Origin of the sequence: Sphingomonas sp. NFR04 (assembly GCF_900114095.1) — a bacterium.
In the GTDB taxonomy this organism is placed as follows: Bacteria; Pseudomonadota; Alphaproteobacteria; order Sphingomonadales; family Sphingomonadaceae; genus Sphingomonas.
Genome location: NZ_FORV01000012.1, coordinates 16557 through 41550 on the forward strand (window position 1 = coordinate 16557; position 24994 = coordinate 41550).

The 24994-nt window shown below is 65.8% G+C and carries 22 protein-coding genes, 1 tRNA gene and 1 rRNA gene; 10 read left to right on the forward strand and 14 right to left on the reverse strand.

Annotated elements, in window-relative coordinates; all coding sequences use genetic code 11:
* Positions 1–166 precede the first annotated feature (166 nt).
* Both BM009_RS21765 and BM009_RS21770 read left to right on the forward strand, forming a co-directional pair.
* Positions 167–1501, forward strand: a complete 1335-nt coding sequence (locus BM009_RS21765) for a c-type cytochrome (RefSeq protein ID WP_093299707.1) — start codon at positions 167–169, stop codon at positions 1499–1501.
* A 67-nt stretch (positions 1502–1568) separates the two neighbouring features.
* The gene (locus BM009_RS21770) at positions 1569–2660 is read left to right on the forward strand and encodes an alkene reductase (protein ID WP_093299709.1); all 1092 of its coding nucleotides are present in this window, start codon (positions 1569–1571) and stop codon (positions 2658–2660) included.
* Positions 2661–2685: 25 nt separating this feature from the next.
* Here BM009_RS21770 and BM009_RS21775 read toward each other — a convergent pair whose 3' ends face one another.
* Positions 2686–3573, reverse strand: a complete 888-nt coding sequence (locus BM009_RS21775) for a helix-turn-helix transcriptional regulator (RefSeq protein WP_093299711.1) — start codon at positions 3571–3573, stop codon at positions 2686–2688.
* 92 nt (positions 3574–3665) lie between these two features.
* On the opposite strand from BM009_RS21775, the gene BM009_RS21780 reads away from it, so the two are divergent.
* Entirely contained in the window at positions 3666–4553 is an 888-nt protein-coding gene (locus BM009_RS21780) for an AraC family transcriptional regulator (protein ID WP_093299713.1), read from the forward strand.
* Here BM009_RS21780 and BM009_RS21785 read toward each other — a convergent pair.
* The 3 genes from BM009_RS21785 to BM009_RS21795 all read right to left on the reverse strand — a co-directional run bounded on the left by BM009_RS21785 (position 4521) and on the right by BM009_RS21795 (position 8405).
* Positions 4521–6143, reverse strand: coding sequence for an MFS transporter (locus BM009_RS21785; RefSeq protein WP_254772413.1), 1623 nt, complete (start codon positions 6141–6143; stop codon positions 4521–4523). The two genes, BM009_RS21780 and BM009_RS21785, sit on opposite strands and share 33 nt — an antisense overlap.
* A 63-nt stretch (positions 6144–6206) precedes the next feature.
* Positions 6207–6944: an isochorismatase family protein gene (locus BM009_RS21790; RefSeq protein WP_093299718.1), complete on the reverse strand. Its 738-nt coding sequence runs from the start codon at positions 6942–6944 to the stop codon at positions 6207–6209.
* Between the two features lie 165 nt (positions 6945–7109).
* Positions 7110–8405, reverse strand: a complete 1296-nt coding sequence (locus BM009_RS21795) for an epoxide hydrolase family protein (RefSeq protein WP_093299755.1) — start codon at positions 8403–8405, stop codon at positions 7110–7112.
* Positions 8406–8584: 179 nt separating this feature from the next.
* On the opposite strand from BM009_RS21795, the gene BM009_RS21800 reads away from it, so the two are divergent.
* The 4 genes from BM009_RS21800 to BM009_RS21815 all read left to right on the forward strand — a co-directional run bounded on the left by BM009_RS21800 (position 8585) and on the right by BM009_RS21815 (position 12123).
* Positions 8585–8953, forward strand: a complete 369-nt coding sequence (locus BM009_RS21800) for a nuclear transport factor 2 family protein (protein WP_093299721.1) — start codon at positions 8585–8587, stop codon at positions 8951–8953.
* Positions 8954–9062: 109 nt separating this feature from the next.
* Entirely contained in the window at positions 9063–9707 is a 645-nt protein-coding gene (locus tag BM009_RS21805) for a hydrolase (RefSeq protein ID WP_093299723.1), read from the forward strand.
* A 47-nt stretch (positions 9708–9754) separates the two neighbouring features.
* Positions 9755–10645 carry a pirin family protein gene (locus tag BM009_RS21810; protein ID WP_093299726.1) on the forward strand — a complete coding sequence of 297 codons (891 nt, stop codon included), beginning with the start codon at positions 9755–9757 and terminating at the stop codon, positions 10643–10645.
* A gap of 56 nt (positions 10646–10701) precedes the next feature.
* Positions 10702–12123, forward strand: a complete 1422-nt coding sequence (locus tag BM009_RS21815) for an alginate export family protein (protein ID WP_093299758.1) — start codon at positions 10702–10704, stop codon at positions 12121–12123.
* A 54-nt stretch (positions 12124–12177) separates the two neighbouring features.
* On the opposite strand, the gene BM009_RS21820 is transcribed toward BM009_RS21815, so the two are convergent.
* A complete protein-coding gene (locus tag BM009_RS21820; RefSeq protein ID WP_093299728.1) occupies positions 12178–13131 on the reverse strand; it encodes a zinc-binding dehydrogenase in 954 nt (317 codons plus the stop codon).
* 58 nt (positions 13132–13189) lie between these two features.
* Positions 13190–13939, reverse strand: coding sequence for an SDR family oxidoreductase (locus tag BM009_RS21825; RefSeq protein ID WP_093299731.1), 750 nt, complete (start codon positions 13937–13939; stop codon positions 13190–13192).
* A 103-nt stretch (positions 13940–14042) separates the two neighbouring features.
* Here BM009_RS21825 and BM009_RS21830 point away from each other — a divergent pair, with 103 nt between their 5' ends.
* A complete protein-coding gene (locus BM009_RS21830) occupies positions 14043–14633 on the forward strand; it encodes a TetR/AcrR family transcriptional regulator (RefSeq protein ID WP_093299734.1) in 591 nt (196 codons plus the stop codon).
* A gap of 73 nt (positions 14634–14706) precedes the next feature.
* Here the strand turns inward: BM009_RS21830 and BM009_RS21835 are convergent, their stop codons facing one another.
* Both BM009_RS21835 and BM009_RS21840 read right to left on the reverse strand, forming a co-directional pair.
* Positions 14707–15954: an epoxide hydrolase family protein gene (locus BM009_RS21835; RefSeq protein WP_093299736.1), complete on the reverse strand. Its 1248-nt coding sequence runs from the start codon at positions 15952–15954 to the stop codon at positions 14707–14709.
* A gap of 142 nt (positions 15955–16096) precedes the next feature.
* On the reverse strand, positions 16097–17008 hold the full coding sequence (locus BM009_RS21840) for a helix-turn-helix domain-containing protein (protein WP_175488169.1): 912 nt from the start codon (positions 17006–17008) through the stop codon (positions 16097–16099).
* Positions 17009–17249: 241 nt separating this feature from the next.
* Here BM009_RS21840 and BM009_RS21845 point away from each other — a divergent pair, with 241 nt between their 5' ends.
* Positions 17250–17891, forward strand: a complete 642-nt coding sequence (locus tag BM009_RS21845) for an NADPH-dependent F420 reductase (protein ID WP_093299739.1) — start codon at positions 17250–17252, stop codon at positions 17889–17891.
* Between the two features lie 189 nt (positions 17892–18080).
* Here the strand turns inward: BM009_RS21845 and BM009_RS21850 are convergent, their stop codons facing one another.
* The 3 genes from BM009_RS21850 to BM009_RS21860 form a co-directional block, all read right to left on the reverse strand.
* Positions 18081–18452, reverse strand: coding sequence for a response regulator transcription factor (locus tag BM009_RS21850; RefSeq protein WP_175488170.1), 372 nt, complete (start codon positions 18450–18452; stop codon positions 18081–18083).
* Between the two features lie 269 nt (positions 18453–18721).
* Positions 18722–19237, reverse strand: a complete 516-nt coding sequence (locus BM009_RS21855) for an isoprenylcysteine carboxylmethyltransferase family protein (protein WP_093299744.1) — start codon at positions 19235–19237, stop codon at positions 18722–18724.
* Positions 19238–19281: 44 nt separating this feature from the next.
* Complete coding sequence (locus tag BM009_RS21860) at positions 19282–19932, reverse strand: response regulator (protein ID WP_093299746.1); 651 nt, start codon at positions 19930–19932, stop codon at positions 19282–19284.
* A gap of 445 nt (positions 19933–20377) precedes the next feature.
* Between BM009_RS21860 and BM009_RS21865 the strand changes: the two genes are divergently transcribed.
* Positions 20378–21145, forward strand: coding sequence for a sensor histidine kinase (locus BM009_RS21865; RefSeq protein ID WP_175488171.1), 768 nt, complete (start codon positions 20378–20380; stop codon positions 21143–21145).
* 12 nt (positions 21146–21157) lie between these two features.
* Here BM009_RS21865 and BM009_RS21870 read toward each other — a convergent pair whose 3' ends face one another.
* From BM009_RS21870 to rrf, 3 genes are all read right to left on the reverse strand, one after another.
* Complete coding sequence (locus tag BM009_RS21870) at positions 21158–24292, reverse strand: sensor histidine kinase (RefSeq protein ID WP_139216715.1); 3135 nt, start codon at positions 24290–24292, stop codon at positions 21158–21160.
* Positions 24293–24638: 346 nt separating this feature from the next.
* Positions 24639–24715, reverse strand: a tRNA-Met gene (locus tag BM009_RS21875).
* Positions 24716–24799: 84 nt separating this feature from the next.
* A 5S ribosomal RNA gene (rrf, locus tag BM009_RS21880) occupies positions 24800–24914 on the reverse strand.
* Positions 24915–24994: the final 80 nt, after the last annotated feature.

Below are 24994 nucleotides of genomic sequence, written 5' to 3' on the forward strand. Positions count from 1 at the left end.
ATCACGGTTCTTGTCCGGCCTTTTCGGGGGTGCTCACAATCATACGCGCACGAGCCCCACTAACCCGCGCGTATAATCGAGCGATCGCCCCGACCCGCGTAGCACCCCCGGAGCAGGGCGTTGCGTGGATCGACGCCCCAGGAAATCAGCCAGGGACAACGCCAAGATGACGACGGGCACGCGACGCAATATCTTCGTCTTCCTCGGCGCTGCGGCAGTCGTACTCGCCGTGATTGCTTGGCGAATGCTGGTCCTGCCGGCGCCGCTGGCGTTCGCGGGTGGCACGCAGGTGTCGCTATCTGCCTATCGGGGCGCATCTCCAGTCGGCGTACCGCCCGAACTGGCCGGCGCGGACGACCTGACCAAGGGCCGCTATCTCGCGTCGGCGGCCGATTGCGTAGCGTGCCACACCGCCAAGGGCGGGCAGCCCTATGCCGGCGGTCGCGCGTTCCGCCTGCCCTTCGGCACGCTCTACGCCCCCAACATCACGCCAGACCGGGAAACGGGCATCGGCTCCTGGACCGATGCGCAGTTTCTGCGTGCCATGCACCAGGGCATTTCGCGCGATGGCTCGCGGCTCTATCCGGCCTTCCCCTACGCCTCCTATGCGCTGATGAGCGATGGCGATGTGCGGCTGATCCGACGCTATCTGGCGACGGTACCGGCCGTGAAGCAGGCGAACCTGCCGAACAGCTTCACCTTCCCCTACAACCAGCGCTGGCTGATGGGATTCTGGTCGGCATTCTTCGTTCCCGGCGAGCCGTTCCGGCCGGTGGCGGAGCGCAGCGCCGTATGGAATCGCGGCGCCTATCTGGTCGAGGCTGCCGGCCATTGCGGCGAGTGCCACACCCCCCGCACGCTCGCCCAGGCAATGAACATGCGCGAGAAATTCGCCGGCGGCGTCGCGGAGGGCTGGAACGCGTACAACATCACCTCGGACGTGGCGCACGGGATCGGCGGATGGTCGCCCGAGCAGCTCGCCAGCTATATGAAGCAGGGCTATGCGAAAGGGCACGGCGTCGCGTCCGGGCCGATGGCCGAGGCGGTGGAGCGCAGCACCAGCAAGCTGACCGACAGCGACATCGCGGCGATGGTCACCTATCTGCGCTCGATCCCGGCACGCCCGTCCTCTGCGGCGGTGGCGATCGCCAAGACCGCGAGCGGACCGGCCGTTGCCGACGCGGCCCTCGGCACGCCCGGCGCGCAGATCTTCGCCAGCGCCTGCGGCGGCTGCCACGCCTGGAACGGTACCGGCGCGCTGGTCGGCGAGGCTCAGCTGGCCGGCAACCGCGCGGTCAACGATCGCACCGCCGCCAACGCCGCGCTGATGGTGCTGAACGGCATGGGCCGCCCGGACCAGCCCCGCCGCTACATGCCCAGCTTCCGCGCAAGCTATTCCGACACGGAGATCGCCGCGGTCGTGAACTACGTCACCCACCGGTACGGCGGCACACGCTCGACGCTGACCGCCGCGAAGGTCGGCGAGCTTCGCAAGGAATGACCCGGATCGCCTTTGCCGACGCCGAACCGCGTCGCCGCCAATGTTACCCCCTGTAAGGACGCCCGCCATGCCCTCCCTGTTCGACCCGCTCCAGCTCGGCGCGATCACTGCCCCCAACCGGATCTTCATGGCGCCCATGACCCGCGCGCGCGGAACGCGGGACCACGTCCCCACCGAGATCATGGTCGACTATTACCGTGCACGTGCGGACGCCGGGCTCATCCTCACCGAGGCAGTCGGCATCAGCCGCGAGGGGCTCGGCTGGCCCTATGCGACCGGGCTGTGGACACCGGAACAGATCGCCGGATGGCGCAAGATCACCGATGCCGTGCATGATGCCGGCGGCAGGATCATGGTGCAGCTCTGGCACATGGGCCGCGCGGTGCATTCGAGCTTTCTGGGCGGCCAGCCGCCGGTGTCCGCCTCGGCGACGACCGCCCCCGGCCACGCCCATACCTATGACGGCCGCCAGCCCTATGACGAAGCGGCGCCGCTGCGGCTGGACGAGATCCCGCGGATCCTCGGCGATTTCCATCATAGCGCGCGGAACGCCATCGAAGCAGGCTTTGACGGCGCGCAGATCCACGCCGCCAACGGCTATCTGATCGATCAATTCCTCCGCGACAGCGCCAACCATCGCGACGATGCCTATGGCGGCTCGATCCCGAACCGCCTCCGCCTGCTGCGCGAAGCGACGGTCGCGGTAGCGGACGCAATCGGCGCCGATCGCACCGGCGTTCGCCTCTCGCCCAATGGCGAGACGCAGGGCGTGCGCGACAGCGATCCGCTCCCGCTGTTCACCGCCGCGCTGGAGATGCTGTCAGGACTCGGCATCGGCCATGTCGAGCTGCGCGAGCCGCCGGTCCATGGATCGTTCGGCGTCGGGGAAACCGCTCCCCTCGCCGACCAGCTGCGCCCCCATTTCAACGGCCCGCTGCTGCTCAACTCGGACTTCGATGCGGCGCAGGCGCAGGCCGCACTCGACGCCGGCACCGGTGATGCGGTGACGTTCGGCCGGCCCTTCATCTCGAACCCCGATTTCGTCCATCGGGTGCGCGACGGCACGCCGCTGGCGCCGGGCGACGTGGCGACGTGGTTCACGCAGGGGAGCGAGGGCTACACCGATTATCCCGCAGCGACGGTGCAAGCGGCCGGGTAAGGCCGCCGGCAAGCCCGCGGCAAGCTTAGCGCGCCCGCCTGCGCCAGGCGCCGGGCGCGACCCCGGCCCATTTGGTGAAGGTTCTGGTAAAATGACTCTGGTCGGAAAAGCCGCTGCGTATCGCGATGTCCACCAGCGGCAGGTCCGACGCGCGCAAGAGGATCATCGCCTGCTCGACGCGGTAGCGCAGCAGCCAGGCGCTGGGCGACACGCCCGTCGCGACCTTGAACCCGCGCGAGAAGTGGCTCGGCAGCGTGCCGATCTCGCGCGCGACATCGGCCATCGACGGCGTTGCAGTCAGGTCGGCGGAGAGCAGTTCCTTGGCCCGGGCCAGCTGCCGCGGGTCGAGCCCGCCGCGCGGGTCGGGCGACAGGCGCCGCATGCCGCCATAGGCCGCCGCGACATGGGCCAGCATCGCCTGCAGCAGGTGATCGGAGACCAGCGGCGCCACCGCGTCGGGATGGTGGAGCGCGCGAAGGAAGCTGGTGGTCAGGGCAGCGAACATCGGGTCGCGGGTCTCCCAGGGGTCGGGCACCGCCAGCGTCCGGACGGGCGCTGCGCCGGCCTGCTCCGCAAGCGCCGCCAGCGCCTGGCGCGGGATGCTGACATGCAGATTGTCGAAACCGCTCTCGAAGCGGCTGTTCGCCCCGCCCGCCAGGTCGACGATCTGCAGCGTTCCCTTTGCGGTAGGCGCCACGCGCGAATAGCCGTCGTCGTTCCAGAAATCATGGGCGGGCATGTCGGCCAGTCGGTATACCAGCGCGAAGCCGTCCTCCGGCGCGGCGCCGAAAAGCGCGTCGGGATCATAGTGCTGGGAAGAGACATGGCTGACGGTTACCATCGCACCGGACAGGCTGCTCACCAGCCGCCGGGGGTGCTCCGCAAAGACATCCAGATCGGGTTGCTGCGCCATTATGCCGGTGGCCCCCTATATGTTTCATTGCTCCGCGCCGGCAGCCGTGCGGTGGCGGACCAAAACACGGCGATTAGGAGGTCGAAGGGACGATGAAGCGATCCGCCGCGGTCGATATCTACAAGGATCATGACGAAGCCCGGTCGACGACGATCGGGTCGGCGACGCTGGTCGCCAGCCACACGCGCGGCGCGACCCTGGGTCCCGATGCGGAAATCCATGCGGCGCCGCAGGAAAGCTTCTCCCTCATCTACCTGTTCGATCCGCTCCCGTCGCACGAGTTCTGGTCGGACGAGGGGCATATCAACGTACCCGATCTGCCGCGCGGCTCGATGCACATCATGGACCTGCGGCCCAGCGGCAACGCCCGCTTCCACTCGTCGTTCGACACGATGAACATCGCCATCCCGCGCAGTGCCCTCGACACACTGGCGGAGCAGATCGGCACCGGCGCGCCCAAGGATTTGCGCGTCCCCCAGGCGTGGGACTGGCGCGATCCGATCATGGACGGCATGCAGGCCGCCATCGCCCAGTCGATTGCGGCCGGGGGCGAGGTGGACAATCTGGTCTTCGACCATCTGCTCATGGCGCTGCTGACCCATGTCGCGGTGACATATGGCGAGATGCGGATGCCGTCGCCCGGCATGCGCGGGGCGCTGTCCGGCGCCCAGCTCCGGCACGCGCAGGAAGCGATTCTGGAGAGTCTCGAGAACCCCGTGGCGCTGGCAGAGATCGCCCGCCGATGCGATCTTTCGCCCAGCCATTTCTCGAGGGCATTCAGGCTGGCGACCGGCAAGACGCCCAGCGAATGGCGCATGGACCGCCGGCTCGATCGCGCACAGAAGCTGCTGCGCGGCGACGAGCATTCGATCGCGGAGATCGCCCTGCTTTCCGGCTTTGCCGACCAGAGTCACTTCACCCGGGCCTTTTCCCGACACATCGGCCAGTCACCCGCCAACTGGGCACGTCGACGCCGCTGAGAGCGGCAGGTGCGCCGCCAAGGTGCGGCCCGGCGCGATCAGGTGACGCACGCGCGGTGGATCGGCGTCGCGGTGAAATGCCGTGACTCTCGCCTGGACCGGCACATCGTCCTGGGTGCGCCGCTCGTGCTGGCGCAGATGTTCCAGCCAGCTTGCGACCAGGAAATATTCGACCATGGTGCCGGGCGCACTCGTGTCTTCGAACAAGCCCCATTGATAGGCGCCGTCGCGGCGGCGTGCACGCTCGAGCAGGCGCATCGCGTCCGCGAAGGCGCCGCGCTGCTCAGGATCGATGCGATATTCGACCGTGATCATCACCGGCCCCCGGTCCGCCGGATCGTCGAGCCGCACCACCGGCATCTGCCAGTCCAGCGATGGCTCCAGATCCATGCGGCCGGCCAGCGGGAAGATCCATGCCAGCGGCAGCGACGCAAGCAGGCCCAGCGCGGCGGCAGCGATTGCGAGCGCGGTGCCGGTATAGGATGCCAGGCTGCCCCATAGCAGCGCCCCGGCCGCCAGCGCGCCCTGGAAGAAGACGAGATAGATGGCCAGCGACCGCGCGCGGACCCAGCCCGCCGTCGCGCTCTGGGCGGCGCCGTTCAACGTCGACACGATGATGATCCACGCGGCACCCGCCACCGCCATCGCGCCGAGCGCCGGCAGCAGGCTGCGCGAAAAGGCCAGGCCGAGCATCGCCGCGCCCAGAACCGCCGCAGAGGCGGTCAGGAGCCGATCGGGCGTGATGCCCGCCAGAAGGCGCTTCATGACGAACGCCGCGGCCAGCGCGCCGATCCCCATTGCGCCGAGCAGCAGCCCATATTGGTCCGCGCGCAGCCCGAGCGTCCGCCGACCGATGAGCGGCAGCAGCGCCAGCAAGGCACTGGCGAACAGGAACAACACGAAGGTCCGGACCAGCACGGCCCTGAGCAGCGGTGCGCCGCGCACATAGCGGAGGCCGGCCAGCATGGCGCTTACGAAATGCTCCGGCGGGAGCTTCGAGGGCGTGACACGGCGGTCCCACCGGAAAAGGACCATGGCGACGCTCGCAGTGAGCATCGCGTTCGCCGCGAACACCGCCGCCGGGCCGAAGGCGGCGATCGTCAGGCCGCCCAGCGCAGGCCCGATCGTCCGCGCGATGTTCACGCCGATGCTGTTGAGCGCGATCGCGCGCGGCATGATGTCCCGATCCACCAGTTCGGGCGTGATCGCCTGGAAAGCCGGACCGCTGAGGCCCGCAGCGAAGCCGAGCGTCGCTTCGATGCAGAGCAGCGTCAGCGCGTCGGTGAGCCCGGCCCAGGTCAGCACGGCCAGAGCAGCGGCAGCACCGACGGCGAGGATCTGGGACAGGATCAGCAGCTTCCGCCGATCGACCATATCGGCGAGCGCACCGGCCGGCAGCGCGAAGACGAAGATCGGCAGCGTCGTCGCCGCCTGGATCAAGGCGACGAGAAGCGGGCTGGAGGTGAGCGACGTCATCAGCCAGCCCGAGCCCGCGTCCTGCATCCAGGTGCCGACGTTCGACGCGATGCTGGCGATCCACAACGCCCGGAATAGGGGGTTGGCCAGCGGTCCGGGCCGTTTGTCGTCCACCGTGACTGAAGCCTTTTCCGCCATTATCATACTCCAGCGGGAATTTTCGGCGGCGCGCCCGGCTTATCGCAGGTTGCGCTTCTTGAGCTCGGTCAGATACCAGATGATGATCGGCTTGGCCTTCTCGGCCTCGAGCGATCCCCAGTCGCGGAACAGTTCGGCGCTGAGGCCCAGCACCGAATTCGGGATCGAGCCGGCCTGCGTGATCCGGGCGATCGCCGCCTTGTGCGAAACGGGCGACTGGCCGCCGACCATGTCTTCGACGAACATCGTCTCATAGCCTTCCTTGATCGCGTCCACGACCGGAAACGCCAGACAGACTTCGGTGAACAGCGCGGCGAAGATCAGCCGCTTCTTGCCGGTAGCCTTCACCGCGGCGAGAAAGCCCGGATGCTCCCAGGCGTCCATCGTCCCGCGGTCAATCGCCTTCACGCCGGGCAGCTCGGCGGCGATCGCCGGGGCGGTGGGGGAGTTGACGCCGAGTTCGACGCCGACCGACGTCAGCACGATCGGGATGTTGAGCGCCTTGGCGATGCGGATCATGTAGATCGTGTTCAGCTGGATCATGTCCGCCGGCGTTTCCGATCGGATCGCCGCCAGCATTTCCGGCTGATAGTCGATGATCAGCAACGCGACCTGGTCGTGATTCCATACCGCATTCTGCTTCGATGGCGGCTGCGACCTGTGGGCTTGCGCGCCGGCCGCCGAAGCGCCTGCATGTGCGACAGCCGGTGCCGCGAGCGCAGCGCCTGCGGCCGCCATCGACAACATGGTGCGGCGGTTCATCTCGATCGTTTCCATGGCAGGCTCTCCCCAATGCGGCGCACCGCGCCCCGTTTCCCGTGGTTTTTCAGATCGTTCGGTCCGACGAAATTGCCCGCGGAGATGCCTGCGCCATACGCATGTATAAGGCTGACGGACCTGACGCGGGGACACGGGTCGATGCCACGCGCGTTCAGCGCGACCTCACGCCTTCTCGCGGATGCTCCTGAACGCGCTCCGCAATTCCGCCGTGAACAGCTGCGGTTGCTCGAATGCGGCGAAGTGGCCGCCGCGGTCTACCTCGTTCCAGTAGAACAGGTTCGGCCAGTGTTCCTGCGCCCAGGCCTTGGGCGCGCGATAGATGTCCTTCGGGAAGATCGTCGCGGCCATCGGCAGGGTGATGCGACCGCCATCATAGCTGTGGGTCGCATTCTCCCAATAGATGCGCGCGGACGAGGCCGCCGTATCGGTGAACCAGTAAAGAGAGATGTTATCCAGCATCTCGTCCATCGTCAGCGCATCCTCGGGCGCGCCGCGATTGTCCGTCCAGGCCTGGAATTTCTCGTAGATCCAGGTGGCCTGCCCGACCGGGGAGTCCGCCAGGCCATAGCCGATCGTTTGCGGCCGCGTGGCCTGTTCCTTGTAATATCCCGATTGATCGGCGACGAACCGGGCAGCGGCGGCCATCGCCGCCGCCTCGCTGTCGCTCGGCTTTTCCGGAAACTTGGCGGGGAAGACGAAGGGCCAGTTGACGTGCGCAGCCACCAGCCCTTCCGGGGGATTGCGTCCCAGCGCATGGGTCACGCCCGAGCCCCAGTCACCGCCCTGGGCGACCCATTTGCGATAGCCCAGCCGCCGCATCAGCACGCCCCAGGCAGCAGCGGTGCGATCGACATTCCAGCCGGTCTGCGTCGGCTTGTCTGACCATCCGAAGCCCGGCAGCGAGGGAATGACGACGTGAAACGCGTCTTCCGCGCGCCCGCCATGGTTCGTCGGGTCGGACAACGGCGCGATGACCTTCAGGAATTCGACGATCGAGCCCGGCCAGCCATGCGTCAGGATGATCGGCAACGCATCTTCGTGCTTCGAGCGGGCGTGGAGGAAGTGGATGCCGAGCCCGTCGATCTGCGTGCGATATTGCGGGAAGGCGTTCAGCCGCTGCTCGAAGCGGCGCCAGTCATAGCGTTCGCGCCAATGGCGTACCAGACGGGTTGCCTGCTCCAGCGGGACGCCTTGGCTCCAGCCGGGCACCGTCTCCCGATCGGGGTAGCGGGTCATGCGAAGACGCAGATGCAAATCGTCGATGGCGACCTGCGGCACCGCGACCTTGAAAGGCGTGATGTCCTCGTCCGCGGGCGGCATAGGCGCGGCTGCAAACGCATCCGGACCGTGCAGGACGGCACTCCCGAACGCGGCCGCAGCCACGCTGCCGAACGCGCCACGCAACGCGGCGCGGCGCGACGTGCCGTTCGTCGAACTTTCGATTGCAGGCTTTTCCATCTTTTCCTCCGGCGATTGCCGTTGGTGCGCGCCTTTGCCGATCCTTCCCATTCTACGCCGAGGTAAGCGGCTCATCCTCGTGTATGAGTTGAGCGTCGAAGTCGCACGGATAGGGTAGTGCGCTGCAGTAACTAGCGTCGGCAGTGCCGACGGCCCGTCATCAGAAAAGGCAAGTCACCATGTCCGAGCCGCTCGAGGTCACGCTTCTCAACGCCAGCATCGCCCGCGTCTGGAACGAGCGCGACGACGCTGTACGCCTCGCGGCCATCGCCGACATCTACCATCCGGACGCGACGATCTTCGAGCCTACGCGGCAAGTGACGGGCCACCAGGCGATTTCGGATGTCGTCGCCGGCGTGCTGCGCGACATGCCCGAAGGCTTCCGCTTCGAAGAGACCGTCCCGACGCTGGGGCATCACGGCGTCGCCCTCGCGCGGTGGCAGGGTGGCACGCCGGACAAGGTGATCGTCAGCGGCGCCGATGCCGCGAAGATCGCCGACGGCAAGCTGATCGAGCATTATTTCTTCTTCGACGCCCCGCCCGCCTGAGCGGGCGGCTCATGCCTGGGTATGACGGCAATTACCCGAGGTACAAAGGACGCCAGCCGGTTCCAATGCCAGTAAGCCTCTCATTAGAAACGTGAATGAGGATACTGCCATGGCCCGCAACGGACTTTCTTCACTGCTCCGCCCCGAGGATTCGGTCCTGGTCCTGATCGACCATCAACCGTTCCAGCTGGCGAACGTGAACAGCCACGAGCCGACGATGGTCGTCAACAATGCGGCTGGCCTCGCCAAGGCGGCGAAGGTGTTCGGCGTGCCGACCATCCTGACCAGCGTCGTCGTCGAACGCGGCGGCAAGATCTTCCCGCAGATCACCGACGTCTTTCCCGACCAGCAGGTCATCGATCGTACCCTGATCAATACCTGGGAAGACCGGGGGGTAGTCGATGCGGTGGAAGCCACCGGCCGCAAGCAGCTGATCCTTGCCGGGCTGTGGACAGAAGTGTGCGTCGCGATGCCGACCATCCAGGCGCTGGGCGAGGGCTGGGACGTGACGGTGGTGACCGACGCATCGGGCGGCGTCTCCGTAGAGGCGCACCAGGTGGGCATCCAGCGGATGATCGCGGCAGGCGCGAACGTGATGACCTGGCTCTCGGTCGCCAGCGAGTGGCAGCGTGACTGGGCGCGCACCGAGCATGTCGTCGCCCTCACCGACGTCGTGAAGCAGCACAGCGGCGGCAGCGGCATCGCCTATCTTTGGGAGCAGCAGCTCCTCAACACGCCGGTCCCGACCGCCTGACCGCCTGACCGCCATCGCCGCGCCCCTCCTATCCTGTGAGAAACACCATGCTTGAACCTTCGAACGCTCCCGAGGCCGGCGAACGGCGCGCGGTGGTCCATGTCGCCAAAGGCCGCGGCCACGGCGACATCCTGCGGCTGATGAGCCCGTCGGACCTGGGCGAGCATCTGAAGCCCTTCGTCTTCCTCGACCTCTTCGCCGGCGACATGCGCCTGATGCAGCAAGCGATGCCGATCCATCCCCATTCCGGCATCGCGACGGTGACGGTATTCACCGAGGGCGATGTCCGCTTCGACGATCCGGGCGCGGGCACGGGCACGCTTGCCTTCGGCGCAGTCGAATGGATGCGCGCAGGTGGCGGCGTCTGGCACGGCAAGGAATTGTCGGCGGGTCAGTCGCCGCGGATCCAGGGGTTCCAGCTCTGGGTCGCGCTTCCGCCGGAACTGGAGAACGGGCCGGTCGAGAGCCAGTATATCGAAGCCGCGCAGATGCCGCGCGTGGGGCCGGCGACGCTGATCCTCGGAAGCCATGCAGGTGCCACCAGCCCGGTACGCGCGCCCGAGGGGATGAACTATCTTCTCGTCCGTCTCGTAGCAGGCGAGCCCTGGTCCTACGCGCCGCCCGAGGACCATCAAGTCGGGTGGATCGCCGTGGCGAAGGGCAGCGTCGATGCCGGCCGGCCCATCCTGCCCGGAGAGATCGCGATCTTCGAGGACGGGGCGGCGCCGATCGCAGTGACCGCGGGAGCGGAAGGCGCGACGTTCGTGATCGCCTCGTCAAAGCCGCACGCGCATCCGCTGCACCTCGGCTATTATTCGGTGCACACGACCGCCGAGGCGCTTGCCCGCGGCGAGGCGCGCATCGCCGAACTGGGCGCGAAGCTGCAGCAGGCGGGCGACCGCCGGACCACCGGCGGGAACGTGCCGATCTACCGATGAAGGGATCCGCGCCCGCGTCTGCTCGCCCGATCTCCCCTGTGAATGCGCTCCATGGCATGACCACTTTGGCCGCTCAGTACCGGTGCGCGCAATCGCTCGGCGCTGCCGCGCTCGCGCTTTACGCTGCTGTTCCCGCGGCGGCGCAGACCACCGACGCGTCACGGGCACCAACGCTGACGATCGAGCGCTATGACGAGGATTGGGCCGTGCTCGCCGACCCGGCAAAGCGGACGGGACATTGGACCGAAGGGGCCAAATATATCCCGCTTGGCGACGATGACGGTGCCTATCTTACGACCGGCATCGAAGCCCGGTCGCGCTATGAAGGCTATCGGAACACCAATTGGGGGGCGTCGCCGGACCAGGGCTATGTCTGGCACCGGCTGATGCCCTATGCCGACCTGCATGTCGGCAAGGTCCGGCTTTTCGCCCAGCCGATCCTCTCGACCATCTCGGGCGCCGATGCCCCTAAACGGCCGGTCGACACGACCGGAATCGACGTCACCCAGGCGTTCGGCGAAGTCGAGATCGACGTGGCGAAGGACACGGTATTGAAGGTGGCGGCCGGGCGCCGTCTGCTCAGCCTCGGCGCCGGGCGCTTCATCGATACGCGCTACGGACCGGGCGTTCCCCTGCCCTTCGACGGCGTGCAGGCAACTGCCAACCGGGGGCGATCGCAGGTAACGCTGCTCTATCTGCGCCCGGTTTCGACGATGCCGGGGAATTTCAACGACCGCACCGAATCCGATCGCTCCGCTTGGGGCGCCTATGCGACGCGCTGGTTCGGGAGCGATCGCGCGCAGGGGGTCGACGTCTATTATCTCGGCTATCGCGATCGCCATGCCGTGTTCGACCAGGGGCTCGGGCGCGAGGTTGCGCACACCATTGGCACTCGCCTGTTCGGCGATACCGGCCGCTGGTACTGGAATGTCGAGGGCGTGCTGCAGCGGGGAAGCTTTGCCGGCATGCCGGTGCGGGCCTGGGGTGCAGGGGGAGAAGTCGGCAGGCGCTTCCCTGCCCTGCCGTGGAAGCCGGAAGTCGCGCTGCTGTCGGATGTCATCTCGGGCGACAGGAATCCGAACGACCATGTTCTCGGCACGTTCAACCCGATGTTCCCGCGCGGCAAATATTTCGGCGCGCTGACGCCGGTCGGCCCGCGCAACCTGATCCACCTGCGCCCCTCGACGACCGTGCATCCGGCGGCGAACGTGGCGCTCTCGCTGACCGGGGTCGCCTATTGGCGCGAAAGCAAAGGCGACGGCATCTACAACATCCCGGGCTTCCTGGTGCGCAGCGGCCGCGACGCCTCCGCGCGCTTCATCGGCAAGCAGCTCGAGCTCGCCATCGCCTGGCAGGCGACGCGCGAGCTCAACCTTTCCACGCAGCTCAGCACCTTCGCGCCGGGGGCCTTCATCCGCGAAACCGGCCCGGCCAAGTCGATCCGGATGCTGGGCGCTGCCGCCAACTTCCGGTTCTGACGCGCTGCGGGAGCAGGCCGCTCGACGAGGTGGTCGGTCGAGCGGCCTTCGGCTTCAGACGATCGCGACGGGGATACCCTCCAGTCGTCGCGCGGCCAGATCGGCATGCGCACGGGCGATCTCGTCAAAGGGGTATCGAACGATGGGCAGGTCCGCCAAGATGCCCGATCGGATGACGTCCCAGAGCGCTTCCGTCGCCGTCGTCACGGTCTGGCCGTTGACATATTGCGGCGTGCCGCCCCCTCGGATCACCACCCCGCGCTGCGCCAGGTCCGCCGCGCCGGCTGGCTGGCCCGATGCCTGCCCGATCGCCGCGATGGTGCCGCCGTCGCGAATGGCTGCGGCCGCAAGCCCGAACGTCGCCGCCCCGACAAAGTCGTAGACCACATCCACGCCGTCGGGCGCGATGTCCCGGATCTTGCCGGCGGCGTCCGGGTCCGTTGCGAGCAGCGCGTGCGTGGCGCCGGCGCGGACCTTGTCCAGCTTGCTCGCCGAGCCGGCGACCCCGATGACCTCGGCGCCCAATGCCTTCGCCCAGCGGGATAGGATCGAGCCGACGCTGCCCGACGCGCCGAGAACGAGAACCTTGTCTCCGGACTTGACCGAAGAAAGCGCCCGCAGGCCCATCCATGCCGTCAGTCCCTTGGCGAGAAAGGCGCCCGCCGTCTCGGTGCTGATATCGTCAGGAAGACGGACGAGCGGCGCGATGGAGGTACGCTTCTCCGTCGCATAGCCGCCCTCCGCGAAGAAATAGGCGACGCGGTCGCCGGGCGCGAAGTCCGACACGCCTTCCCCGACGGCGTCGATCACGCCAGCCGCCTCAAAGCCCGGAATGGCGGGCAGCGGCATGGGATAGAGGCCCTGACGCACCAGAGCGTCGACGGCGTTGATCCCCACCGCCTCCTGGCGGAGGCGGACCTCGCCACGGCCGGGCGCTCCCACTTGCTCGGTTTCGACGCGCAGCACCTCTGGTCCACCCGTTTCATGGATGCGGATGACTTTGGCCATGTTAACTTTTCCCTTGCCTGCAAGGATGGGCGTGGCCCACCCTTGTCCTTCGACGGTATCAGGCGATCTGGCCGCCATCGACGTTCAGCGTGGCGCCGGTGATGTAGGCGGCGTCGGGCCCGACGAGGAATGCCACGGCTCCCGCGACCTCCTCAGGTTGCCCATAACGCCCGAGCGACGTGAGCGAGCGCAGCGCATCGGCATGACCGGCATCCTCGGGGTTCATCTCGGTGTTGATGGCGCCGGGCTGCACGACGTTGACGGTGATGTTGCGCGCGCCCAGATCCCGCGACCAGCCGCGGGTATAGGCCTGTACCGCCGCCTTGGTCGCGATATAGTCGCCGACGCCCGGGAACGGGATACGGTCGGCGCCGGTCGTCCCGATCGAGACGATCCGGCCGCCATCGCTGAGCAGCGGCGCTGCCGTCCGAACTGCCGTCACCACACCCTTGACGTTGATGTCGATCTGGCGGTCGAACGCGGCGAGGTCCGCCGCTTCGTCCGCGACATGGCCGGTAATGAAGACGCCGGCCGAATTGACCAGGATGTCGAGCCGCCCGAACGTCGCATGTGCCGTCCGCACGAAGTCCTGCACCTCGACCGCCACCGCCTGGTCGGCCTTCACCGCCAGCGCCTTGCGGCCATGCGCTTCTACCTTGGCGACGATCTGGTCCGCCCGCTCCTTCGAGTTGGAATAGCTGAACGCCACATCGGCGCCGTCTCTCGCCAGTCGCTCGACGATCGCAGCACCGATGCCGCGCGATCCGCCGGTGACGACGGCGACTTTTCCTTCAAGGGGCAGGCTCATGGGAGGTTCCTTCCAGTTGTGTAGTTGTGACTACATATGTTGCGGTGGACATGGGGTGTCAAGCGCATTATGTAGATGCGACTAGATAAATGCAGAGACGCACATGACGATGGGCAGGCCCCGCAGTTTCGACACCGAGCAGGCGGTTGCCGCCGTGCTCCCGATCTTCATGGCCAAGGGCTATGAGGGCGCGACGTTCGGCGAGCTGATCGCGGCGATGGGCATCAAGCCGCCGAGCTTCTACGCCGCCTTCGGCAGCAAGGAGCAGCTGTTCCAGCGCGTGATCGATCTCTATGCGCAACGCGGCAGCGCGATCGTCGCAGAAGCGCTGGCGCGACCGACGGCGTTCGAGGCGATCGAGGCGCTCCTGCGGGATACGGCGGATGCGGACACCGATCCGTCCCGGCCCGGCGGATGCCTGTTCGTCCAGGGCGCATTGACGTGCAGCGACAAGGCGGCGGACGTCCGTGCGGATCTCGCCGGCCGGCGCCTGTCGCTCGAACCCGTTCTCCAGGCGCGGATCGAACAGGCAAAGGCCGCAGGTGACGAGAGCGTTCCCGGGGACCCGGCCAAGGTCGCCAGGTTCGTGTCGACGCTGGTCCAGGGCCTGGCGGTGCAGGCGGCGAGCGGGGCTGCCCGCGCGGCACTGCACGACGTGGTCGACGTCGCCCTGAACGGACTGCGCGCCCGATAGGCGATGGGGTACGTCCTTCTTCAAGACTGCGGTGCGATACACGAGGATGTTCCTGCAGCAGGCCTGATCATGCTCACGCAGGCGCGCGAAACCGGCGAAAGGCCGCGCGTACTTCCTGGCTGAAGATCTGCGACTGCTCGAACGCCGCGAAATGGCCGCCCTTGGCCGCCCGGTTATAGTAAAAGAGCTGGGGAAACGCCTGTTCGCACCAGCTTCTCGGCGCCTGATAGATTTCGGCCGGAAAGATGCTGACGGCGACGGGCAGGTCGATCCCGCCGAACTGGTCATAGCTCAAGCCGGGATTCTCCCAATAGATACGCCCTGACGAGGCAGAATCGTTGGTCAGCCAGTAGAACATGATGTCGTCGAGCATCTCGTCCATGGTGAGGACGCGTTCCGGCACACCGCCGCTGTCGGTCCACGCCAGGAACTTGTCGTAGATCCATGCCGCCTGCCCGATCGGGGAATCGGCGAGGGCATAGCCCAGCGTCTGCGGCCGCGTGAACATCATCGCGGCATAGGCGGAGCCGGTGGCGAAGAACTGCTCGATCTGCTGCAAGGCGATCTGTTCGTCCGGTGCCAGCCTTGCCGGCAATTGCTTCGGCTTGGCAGCCGGCATGTTCACATGGATCGCGAGCAGGCCCGGAGGGGCGATCTGCGCCATGGTCTGCGAGACGATCGATCCCCAGTCGCCGCCTTGCGCGACATAACGCGCATAGCCCAGCCGCTGCATCAGCGTCGCCCAGGCGCGGGCGATACGCCGGCGGCCCCACCCCTTCTCGACCGCCTTCCCCGAAAAGCCGAAGCCGGGCAGGCTCGGCAGCACCAGGTGGAAGGCGTCCGATGCATTGCCGCCATGGGCGGTCGGATCCGTGAGCGGGCCGATGCACTTGAGCAGTTCGACGATCGACCCGGGCCAGCCATGCGTCATGATCAGCGGCATCGCGTCCGCATGTTTCGAGCGGATATGCAGGAAATGGATATCGACTCCGTCGATCGCGGTCCTGAACTGTGAATAGCCGTTGATCTCCCGTTCGACCTTCCGCCAGTCGTAGCGATGCAGCCAATGATCGGTGAGCACGCGCATGCGCGCCAACGGCACGCCCTGGCTGAGGTCGTCCACCGGTTCCTTGTCGGGCCACCGGGCTCGCTGCAGCCGGCTTCGAAGATCGTGAAGCTCGGCTTCGGGTATGCGGATCTTGAACGGTGTGACCGCGCTCGAAGCGGCAGCCGGAAAGGCCGCATTTGCGGTTCCGGCAAGCGCCGTCAGGGCAACACCGGTGCCGATGACATCGCGCCTGGAAAAGCTCGGATCGAACATGGCGGGCTCCCTGGATCGGTGAGGAGCAACGGTACGTCCGGCCCCTTCCGCCGGCCATGAGCCGCGGGGTTTCGCTGCTCATACGTACGTATGAAGGATGCCGACGCAGCGCGCGCTTCTGCAGCGGCAGTCAACGGACCGTCTATCGCCGTTGCCGACGCCAGGCGCCGGGTGCGCTGCCAAAGGCGCGGGTGAAGCAGCGGGTGAAGTGGCTCTGATCCGCGAAACCGCAACGAAGCGCGATGTCGATGAGGCTTTCATCGCTCCTGCAGAGAAGATCCTTCGCTCGTGCCAGACGTTGCTCCATCAGCCACGCGCTCGGCGATTTGCCGGTGGCGCGCTTGAACGCCGTCGAGAAGTAACTCGGCGACAGCTGGCAAAGCTGGGCGATTTCCGACAATGGCATGTGCAGGCTCAGATCGTCCGCCAGCAGCGCCATCGCGTGCCGCAGCCGCGCGCCCGACAAGGCCCCTCGCAGCGCGGCCGGCGCCGCGTGCATGCCGCCATAGCGATGGGCGAGGTGGGAGACCAGGCTGAGCATCAAGTGCTGCGCCGCCAGGGGCTCAACGTCGTTCTTTTGGTCCAGCATGTACAAAAGGCTAGGTTCGAGCGCGGTCACGAACGGATCGAAGGTCTGCCAGGGATCGGGGACACGCAAGTCCTGGACCTGCGCCGCGCCGATCTGGTCGGCAAGCGACCGAAGCACCTCGGCCGGGATGTAGATGTTCAGCGCGTCGAACTCCGCCGCGTCATAGCGAACATTTCCGCCGGCGCGCAGATCGACAATCGTCATCGCCGCTTTCGGCGACTGGGGCAGATTGCGGAATCCGTCCTCGTTCCAGAACTCGTGGGTAAGGACCGGCTTCAACCAATAGGCGAGGCCAAAGGCATCGGCCGGCGGGGTCGACACCGTCACCGTTGCACCCAAGGCAGCGGAGGTCGAGCGGCTCGCCAGGATCGACGCATCCCCGATAGCGGTGCGAAGCCGATCCGTGGGGTCATGAAAAACATCGACCAGGGCTGCGGATGATCGCTCCGCGCACCGTTGCTCCATAGCAGTCGAGCCCCTTTGAGCCCCACATCCCATATCGCCCTCATGGCGGACCTCGCGCGCGCTGTCGGGCCAACGGCACGCGGCCCAGCAGTTATCCTCTCCCGGCCGCGTGGATACGAGCATACGCGCGTATGATCGGGGCGACGCACGGGTGACTGGCCGCGTGCCAAAGGCGGGCGCATGGACCATCGCGTCGCGGAGGCCGAACGCTTCCGGCGCACCGCTTCGAAGGAGAAGACCCATGAAGTACGCCATCATCGGATCCGGTGCGATCGGCACCGCCCTGGCGCGGCAGTTCGCCCGCATCGCGACGCCTGTCGCCATCACCAATTCGCGCGGGCCCGCAGCGGTCGAAGCGCTGGCAGCGGAGCTGGGCGCGAGCATCCTCCCGGCGGCGATCGAGGACGCAGTCAACGCCGACATGGTCATTCTCGCAACGCCGTACGAAGCAGCGTTCGACGTGCTGAAGGCGGGTGGCGACTGGACCGGCCGTATCGTCGTTGATGCTACGAACGCACTCAACTATTCGGACTTCTCGCCGCTCGACCTTGGCGGTCGCCCCTCGATCGAGCTGCTCGCCGAAGCCGCACCGGGCGCGCACTTCGTCAAGGGCTTCAACCATAACTGGGCGAAGGTGCTCGGCCGCGATCCCAGCGACGGCAAGGGCGGCAAACGCGTCCTCTTCGTCTCCGGCAACGAGGGTGCTTCCAAGGCTGCAGTGATCGAGCTGATGACCAGGATGGGCTTCGCGGCGATCGACCTCGGCCGCACCGACGAAGGTGGCCTGCTGTCCCAGTTCGGCGGCCCGCTGACCACCTACAGCCTCGTCTCGCAGGCACAAGGCGGCGCGAGCGCGCCTGAGATGGACCTTCTGGACAGCTGAGCGCGGCGATCCGGCACGCTTGCGCCCGGAAACCGCGGTGCAGTCTGATGGCGCCCCCGGCAACTCGGCGCCACCTGGGCGCCGAGCATCCATTCTACTGGCTCGACACTCCATAAGACACGCGATTGGGTTCGCGGCGAGCTGGCGTCGCGCGTCCCCTTGTAAGGCGGCCGCGACAACCGAAAGTGGTCAGCCGGACACGGCGCGCTCGACGGAATGGACAAGATCGTCGCCGTTGAAAGGCTTTCGCAGCGTGCAATATGCTCCCGCCCGCTGGGCTGCTTCACGCGAATCCGGAGCCGTGAACGACGAGATGAGGATCACCGGAACGGTGCTGCCGCTGCCCCTGACCTGGGACAGCAGCTCCAGCCCGCTCATGCCACCCGGCATCTGGACGTCGCTGACGATGCATTGGCTGTCCTTGGCGGCCCCCGAACCCAGAAAGGCTTCAGCGCTTTCGAACAAGGCTACCCGATAGCCCAGGCTCCGCATCAATCCGTCGAGGGAGGAGCGAATGCCCTCATCGTCATCGACGATCGATATCAGCGGTGAATGGGTCAAACTAACGGTCCTTTTTACCCCGGTGTCGCCAGTCCGACAAAGCCTGATCGCACGAGCCCGTGCTACAGCGGAATTATACGCGAGGCTGACCCGAGCAATCTCATAGGTTTCCATGCGAGACCGCCCAGTCCGACCGAAGGTGTTCGCCTGCGCGATGACGCAATGCGATCGCGGTGGCCAAAAAGTCGACGCGACTGATCCCACTTGCCGAGCTAGGTCACCGCTTTCGCGCCATGTCGAGGTCGCACCCGCCAGGCCTCCGCACGCCTTCAGTACTCGGCAAAATTCCCTCGCATCACCTGCTCCTCCAGTCGAATGCGGAGCGTGAGCGGAACGGCATAGACCACCATGCCGACCAGCAGCGTCCCATAGGCATGCAGCGTGAGCGCGAAGCCGATCAGCTCGGGCAGTATGTTGAGATAGTAATTGGGGTGACGCACCATTCGGAACAGCCGGTTCGTGACGAGGCGATGGTTGCGGGCCACGAGGAGCTTGACCGTCCACAACGGCCCGAGCATGCGCGACACGACCAGCAGCATGACTGCCCCGAACAGGTAGATACAAAGACCGATGGCGGACACCGCGTCGAAGGGATCGTTTCGAACGATACCCTCTGCCGCGGCCGTCAAGTAAAAGGCGACGTGCGCCGCCGCCAGCGCCGTTGAGTTCCGCGCACCACATTCTACAGCGCCGTCGCGCCGAAGCGCCTTCTCGTTGCGGACTGAAACGGCGAGCATCACGAAACGGTACACGAACGCAGCGATGATAAACCCGATAAGCAACATACACCTCGTGTCGTAAAAATACCGAAAACGGTTGGCACTGCGGGTCAGAGCTTGCCGCTACCGGGTGTCAGGTCGATGATACCGCGGCGGGCAGCTACCGTAACTGCCTCTGTCCGGTCAGCGACGTTGAGCTTCGAGAAGATGCTCTTCACATGCGCCTTCACCGTTTCCTCGCTGATGCCCAAATCGCGGGCCACGCCTTTGTTGGGGAGGCCGCGGGCCACTGCCAGCAGCACCTCCAGCTCCCGCTCGCTGAGCATCTCGCGCATTGCGTTCATGCCGATTTCGCTGGCGATGTCGGGCGGCACATGGAAGCGCCCGGCATGTACGGCACGGATCACCTCCAGCAGTTCGCGCCGTAGCGTACTCTTCAGCAAGTAGCCCGAGGCGCCCGCCCTGAGCGCCTTCAGCGCCTGCACGTCGCCCGCATAGGTAGTAAGCACGATCAGGCGCGCGGAAGGGAACTCCTCCCGGATCGCGACGATCGCGTCGAGCCCGGTCATGTTCGGCATCTGCAGGTCGATCAGCGCCAAGTCCGGGCGCAGTCGGCGATACGCCTCCACAGCGGCAATGCCGTCTTCGGCCTCGCCGACGAGTTCCATGTCGGGCTGAAGGTCGATCACGGACGCCACACCCAGACGAATGAGCGCGTGGTCGTCCGCGACGAGGACGCTTATCGGTTTGTCTTCGATCATGTGCTTGGCACTTCTTCCGAGCCGGATGCGTCAGGGAATCGCCACGCGTGCGGTAACATCGGCGCTGCGGTGCACAGGGCTGACGCGGATAAGGGTAGAAGTCGATCCCCCTGTCGAGGGATGCCGGGTGCACCTCTGCTGGGGAATTGCCCGGCTCCGACCAAAGTCTAGACTAGCCTCGTGTTGTGGAAGAAGGCGCCTGTCAGCGACCCGAGGCGGCACGCCAACCCTGCTTGAAGGATGTCGATGATGCGCCGTCCACCCGTGACCAGCGACGTGTGCACGGATGCGGTGGCAGAGTGCCACGTCCAACACGGCGCCAAGTCCATCACCATGGTTGATGCTGAAAGAAGCAGCGTGTGCGGTATCGGAATTGTTCGCGAGCGCGCTCACCATTTGCACGGACTGGCCGCGCCGCTGGCCCACGTCAACGGGACCTATACGCATGGATGATGCTCCGTTTTCCCTTGATGACGGCGAAGATTTTCGCTCGAACAACGACGCCATTCCCGAACATGCGGCGCGCGTGGCAATGCTCGGCGAGCTCATGGCGTCGATCGCGCATGAGGTGAGCCAGCCGCTCGCGGCCGTATTGGCGAACGCGAACGCCTCGTTGCGCTGGCTCGATCGCAGCGAACCGGACCCCGAGGAAGCCAAAGCCGCCATTCAGCGCATCATGCGCGAAGCCACCCGCGCCTCCGAGATCATCAATAGCGCCCGCCAGTTCGCAATGAAGGGCACACCAACGCGCACCGCGTTCGACGTCAACCGCATGATCGACGAGTCCATCGACATCACCCGTCGGCAGGCGGCAACGCTCGGCGTCAGCCTGACGGCCAGGCTCATGCCCGGTCTGCCGCCTCTGGTCGCCGACCGAACCCAGATTCAGCAGGTGATCATCAATCTTGTCGTGAACGCAGCTCAGGCCATGGCCGGCCAGAGCGGCCGTCGAGCCATCGAGCTCAGCACGGGACGGGACGGTGACGACCTCATCATCGAGGTACGCGATACCGGCCCTGGCGTAGGACCGCATCCGGATCGCATTTTCGAAGCCTTCTTCACCACAAAGCCAAACGGGATGGGCATGGGCCTTTCTGTGTCAAGGAGCATCATTCGCGCCCATGGCGGGGAAATCAACGCCCACGCGGGTGCTTTGGGTGGCACGGTCTTCCGAATTGCGGTGCCGGTCACGGAGCCGACCTGCGAAGACTAATGTCAGATATATTCAACCTCGGGAGAGACCAAAGCGACCGATAAGCGTCCGCAACCAGGATCGGGGTCGCGCGGCTTGTGTATAGGCGGTCGATGCCGGAACGGTTGTAACGACAGTGCTTCCTGCACCGATCGTGCTTCGAATCTCCAGGCGTCCGCCAACCCTCTTGGCACGTTCTCGCATGCCCCGGAGTCCGAAGTGACCATCGCGCCCTCCCTTGGCCAGAATGTCGGGTGCGATTCCGCCGCCATCGTCGGTTACGGTCAGCGTCAGCCGCTCGAGCCCATAGTCCAGCACGACGTCGATCCTGCCGGCACCGGCATGCCTGACCGCGTTGAGCAGCGCTTCCGCGGCGATCCTCTCCAGTTCGTCGGCCGCCACGGGTTGGAGCAGCCGATCCTGCCCAGCGACGCTGACGGTGATCGTCTGCGCCTCTGCACGGTCGAGCTTGCCGACAAATTCCTCGATCCGGCGATGCAGCCCGATTATCCTCTCGCGCCTCAGCCCCGCCACATGCTCGCGGCTCTCGATTAGCGCATTCTCGGTGTCATTCATTGTCTCGTTCAACGTTTGGCGCGTCTTCCCATCGAGCTCTGGCCGCAGGGAGAGTCCGTGAAGGCGGATGAGCAGTCCCTGCACACTCTGCAAAAGCGTGTCATGAAGCTCCTGCGCAATGCGTTCGCGCTCGGAAAGCTGGATCTGAATGCGAGTCCGGATCCGACTTGAGATCTGTCGCAGCCTCAGCCTGTGCAGGAGCGCGAGCGCCGCGGCGGCGACGACGCCGCACAGTGCCACGAAGGTCCATGTTTGATAGAACCGTGCCGGAACGGTCAGCGCGACGCGTTGCGCCTCTCGGCTCCATGGCCCGCCATTGTAGGCCGCTTCGACCAGGAAGACATGCGTCCCGGGTCGGGGAGCGGTGTAGACGGCGGTCCGAGCGTTGCCGGCGTCGACCCAATCCTTGTCGACGCCGTCCATGCGATAGCGGAAACGCAGTTTCGCCGGATCTGCGAAGCTGAGGCCGGCGAATTCGATCGCGACACGCACGGCGCCCAACGGAAGTCGGACCTCCGTTGCGGAACCAAGGTCGCGCGAATCCGCAAGGACATGGGTGATCGCCACGGAAGGAGGGCCATACGCCGAGGGAGCACGTTTCGGGTCGTGTGTGACCAGTCCGGCATTGGTCATGACGTAAATACGTCCGGCGCTGTCGCCCGTGATGGTCGGAGGCGCGAAGGCGGCGCTACCGGGCAGCCCATCCCCCATATCGTACACGATCGGGTGAAGATGCGCATTGGGATCGGCGAACGCGCGGTCCACGTCGGCGGTCTTCATGCGGATCACGCCCGAACCGGTCTGCAGCCATGTCTCCCCGGCTCGGGTGTGGACAATTCCCGAGACGAAGGTCAGGAAAGGGAATCGGTCCCGTGAAAGCAGCCTGACCTCACGACCGTCGAAGCGCGCAAGGCCATGGTCACCGCCCATATAGAGGTGGGGCGCTGTCCACGTCATGGCCTCGACAAAGCCCAACGGTATGCGATTGCGCGTCAGCACCTCGGCGCTTTTTCTCCCGTCGGAGCGCCACAGCCCTTTGCGGCCGATGTATAGGAATATGCCTCCCCGGCCATCGTGGGAGATGGTGACGGGTCCTATCTTCGCAGTTTCCGATCCGAATTCGACGACGCGCGGGCCGCTTGTTTCCAGGATCTTCATGAACGCCCAGTCATGCACCCACAGCTGGCCGGACATGTCCTCAAAACACGGCTCAACGGGGTCTTGGCCGAATAACCTCAGGCCGGCCATCGGGCGGGAGGCGGCCCTGCCGCCTCCTACCAGCGAGATATTGCCTTTGCCGTCGGGTACCCACACCCCCTTGTCCGACGCAGTGCAAGGCATGAATTTAGGGGGAACTCGACCATTCCATCTTTTCAGGCCGCCAGCCTTGTCGACCTTGTAGAGCGCGCCGAGCCGACGGATCCACATGTCCCCGCTACCATCTGGCAGTGCGATGGGGTCGCCATATCCGTTGGCCGAAGGCTGGTTCGAAAGGCCTTGGAAGGGGTAGAAGTTGACGCGCCTGTAGCGGTCGAGTCCGGTCGCAGTCCCTACCCAAACGGTGCCCTCCCGGTCGCTGAGCAGCGGTGGCAAGGCGATGGGATCAATGGCGCCGGTACGCAGGGTTATGTCGGCCACCCAACGTTCCACCGCACCGATGTCACTTGACTTTCTGAACCGGACGAGTTTCCCCGTTTGATCCGCCTGCCAAAGCTCGCCATGACCGTCCCACGCCAGCGAACTTACGCTCGTGGACATGCCATGCGCGACTTCAACTGTCCGCGCGCCTGCCGATCGGGTCGGCGGTATGAGCCGCCACAGCTTTCCACCTCCGAGCAGTAACGCGTTCGCGCCGTCGCCCTTGGAGAAGCGAACGAAGCCCGACACGTCGTTCCGCACAAGCGTCATGTGGTTGCCGCCTGGCGCGATCGCAAACAATTTGGTCTCGATCACCAGCCAAAGCGTCCCGTCGCTGGTAAACGCCAGGTCCCAGAAATAATCCCCGCCATCGCCGGGCAGTTGCAGAATCCTGGTGACCTTCGTTCCAACGATGCGCGCCAGGAGCTGTCCCTTGTCACTGGCACTGGCCGCCCAAAAAGCGCCGTCCGGGGCTGCCGCGAAGCCGATGATCGAGTTCAGGCGTCTATCAGACACCGTGGTGTGTTGGCCGGCTCGGATCACCGATACACCGCCCCAGTCATGGCCGGCCCAGACCGCGCCGTCGGGCGCCGCGAAGAGAAAGTTGACGGTGTCCGATGGCATCCGCTTGGTTTGCTCGATGCCAATCCGCTCGAACCGTACCCCGTCGAACCGGAACACGCCGTCTCTGGCGGCAATCCAGATGAACCCGTCGGCACTCTGGACCATCGCGCGGATGGCTGCCGGAACGCCGTTGGTCATACCGATATGCTGACGCCGCCAGTCCGACGCGTCGTTCGTCGACACTGCGCTACGCGGCACTTGCGCGACGCCGATCGAACTCAGCGCGGTGAAACCAGCTGCGATTGCGGCCCGGGCAAAGGTGTATCGTCTTCGACAATTTTGGAACGTTGATCGCGTCGCCATGCGCGCGCTCAGATTCGGAACTTGCACATCGCTCCACCTTCCCGCGATTCGCACGAATGAAATGCTCCCCTTGTCGCGCGACGATGCATCACCCCTTTCTCTTGCGCCAGCGAGTTGATCGGCGCGGGAGCGGCACACGGAGTTCGTGGAAGGGTTCGAAGCGAACGTCGCGAATCTCCGCCTGCTGTCTCAACGACAGCAGACCGGGCTTCCGTGAACGCAGCGTTGGCCCAGTCGCTCGAGCATGCGACAATCTACCCTGCCGGAGAGCGTGGCCCGCAGGCAGAAGTGGTTGCGAAGGTGGCGGATCTGGTGGCGTATGCCACAAACGACAACGCCGCCCGTGAGGGCGGCGTGTGGTGTTCTGTAGCGGTGGTTGCGGGGGCAGGATTTGAACCTGCGGCCTTCAGGTTATGAGCCTGACGAGCTACCGGGCTGCTCCACCCCGCGCCAATGCTGGTGCCCTTGGTAGGGCGAACGGGGGACATGTGAATGGGTTTTCCGTGCTTCGGCAAACGCGACACCGGCTTCAATGCCTGGCGGCGACCTACTCTTCCATTGCTTGAGCAATAGTACCATCGGCGCTGTCTGGTTTCACGGCCGAGTTCGGGATGGGATCGGGTGGGTCACAGACGCTATGGCCACCAAGCAATGAAGCCGGTGTGGCGTTTGGGGAAACAGGGGGTTTTCAAATCGTGCACTGTCAAAGGCTGGGAATTCATCCACCCG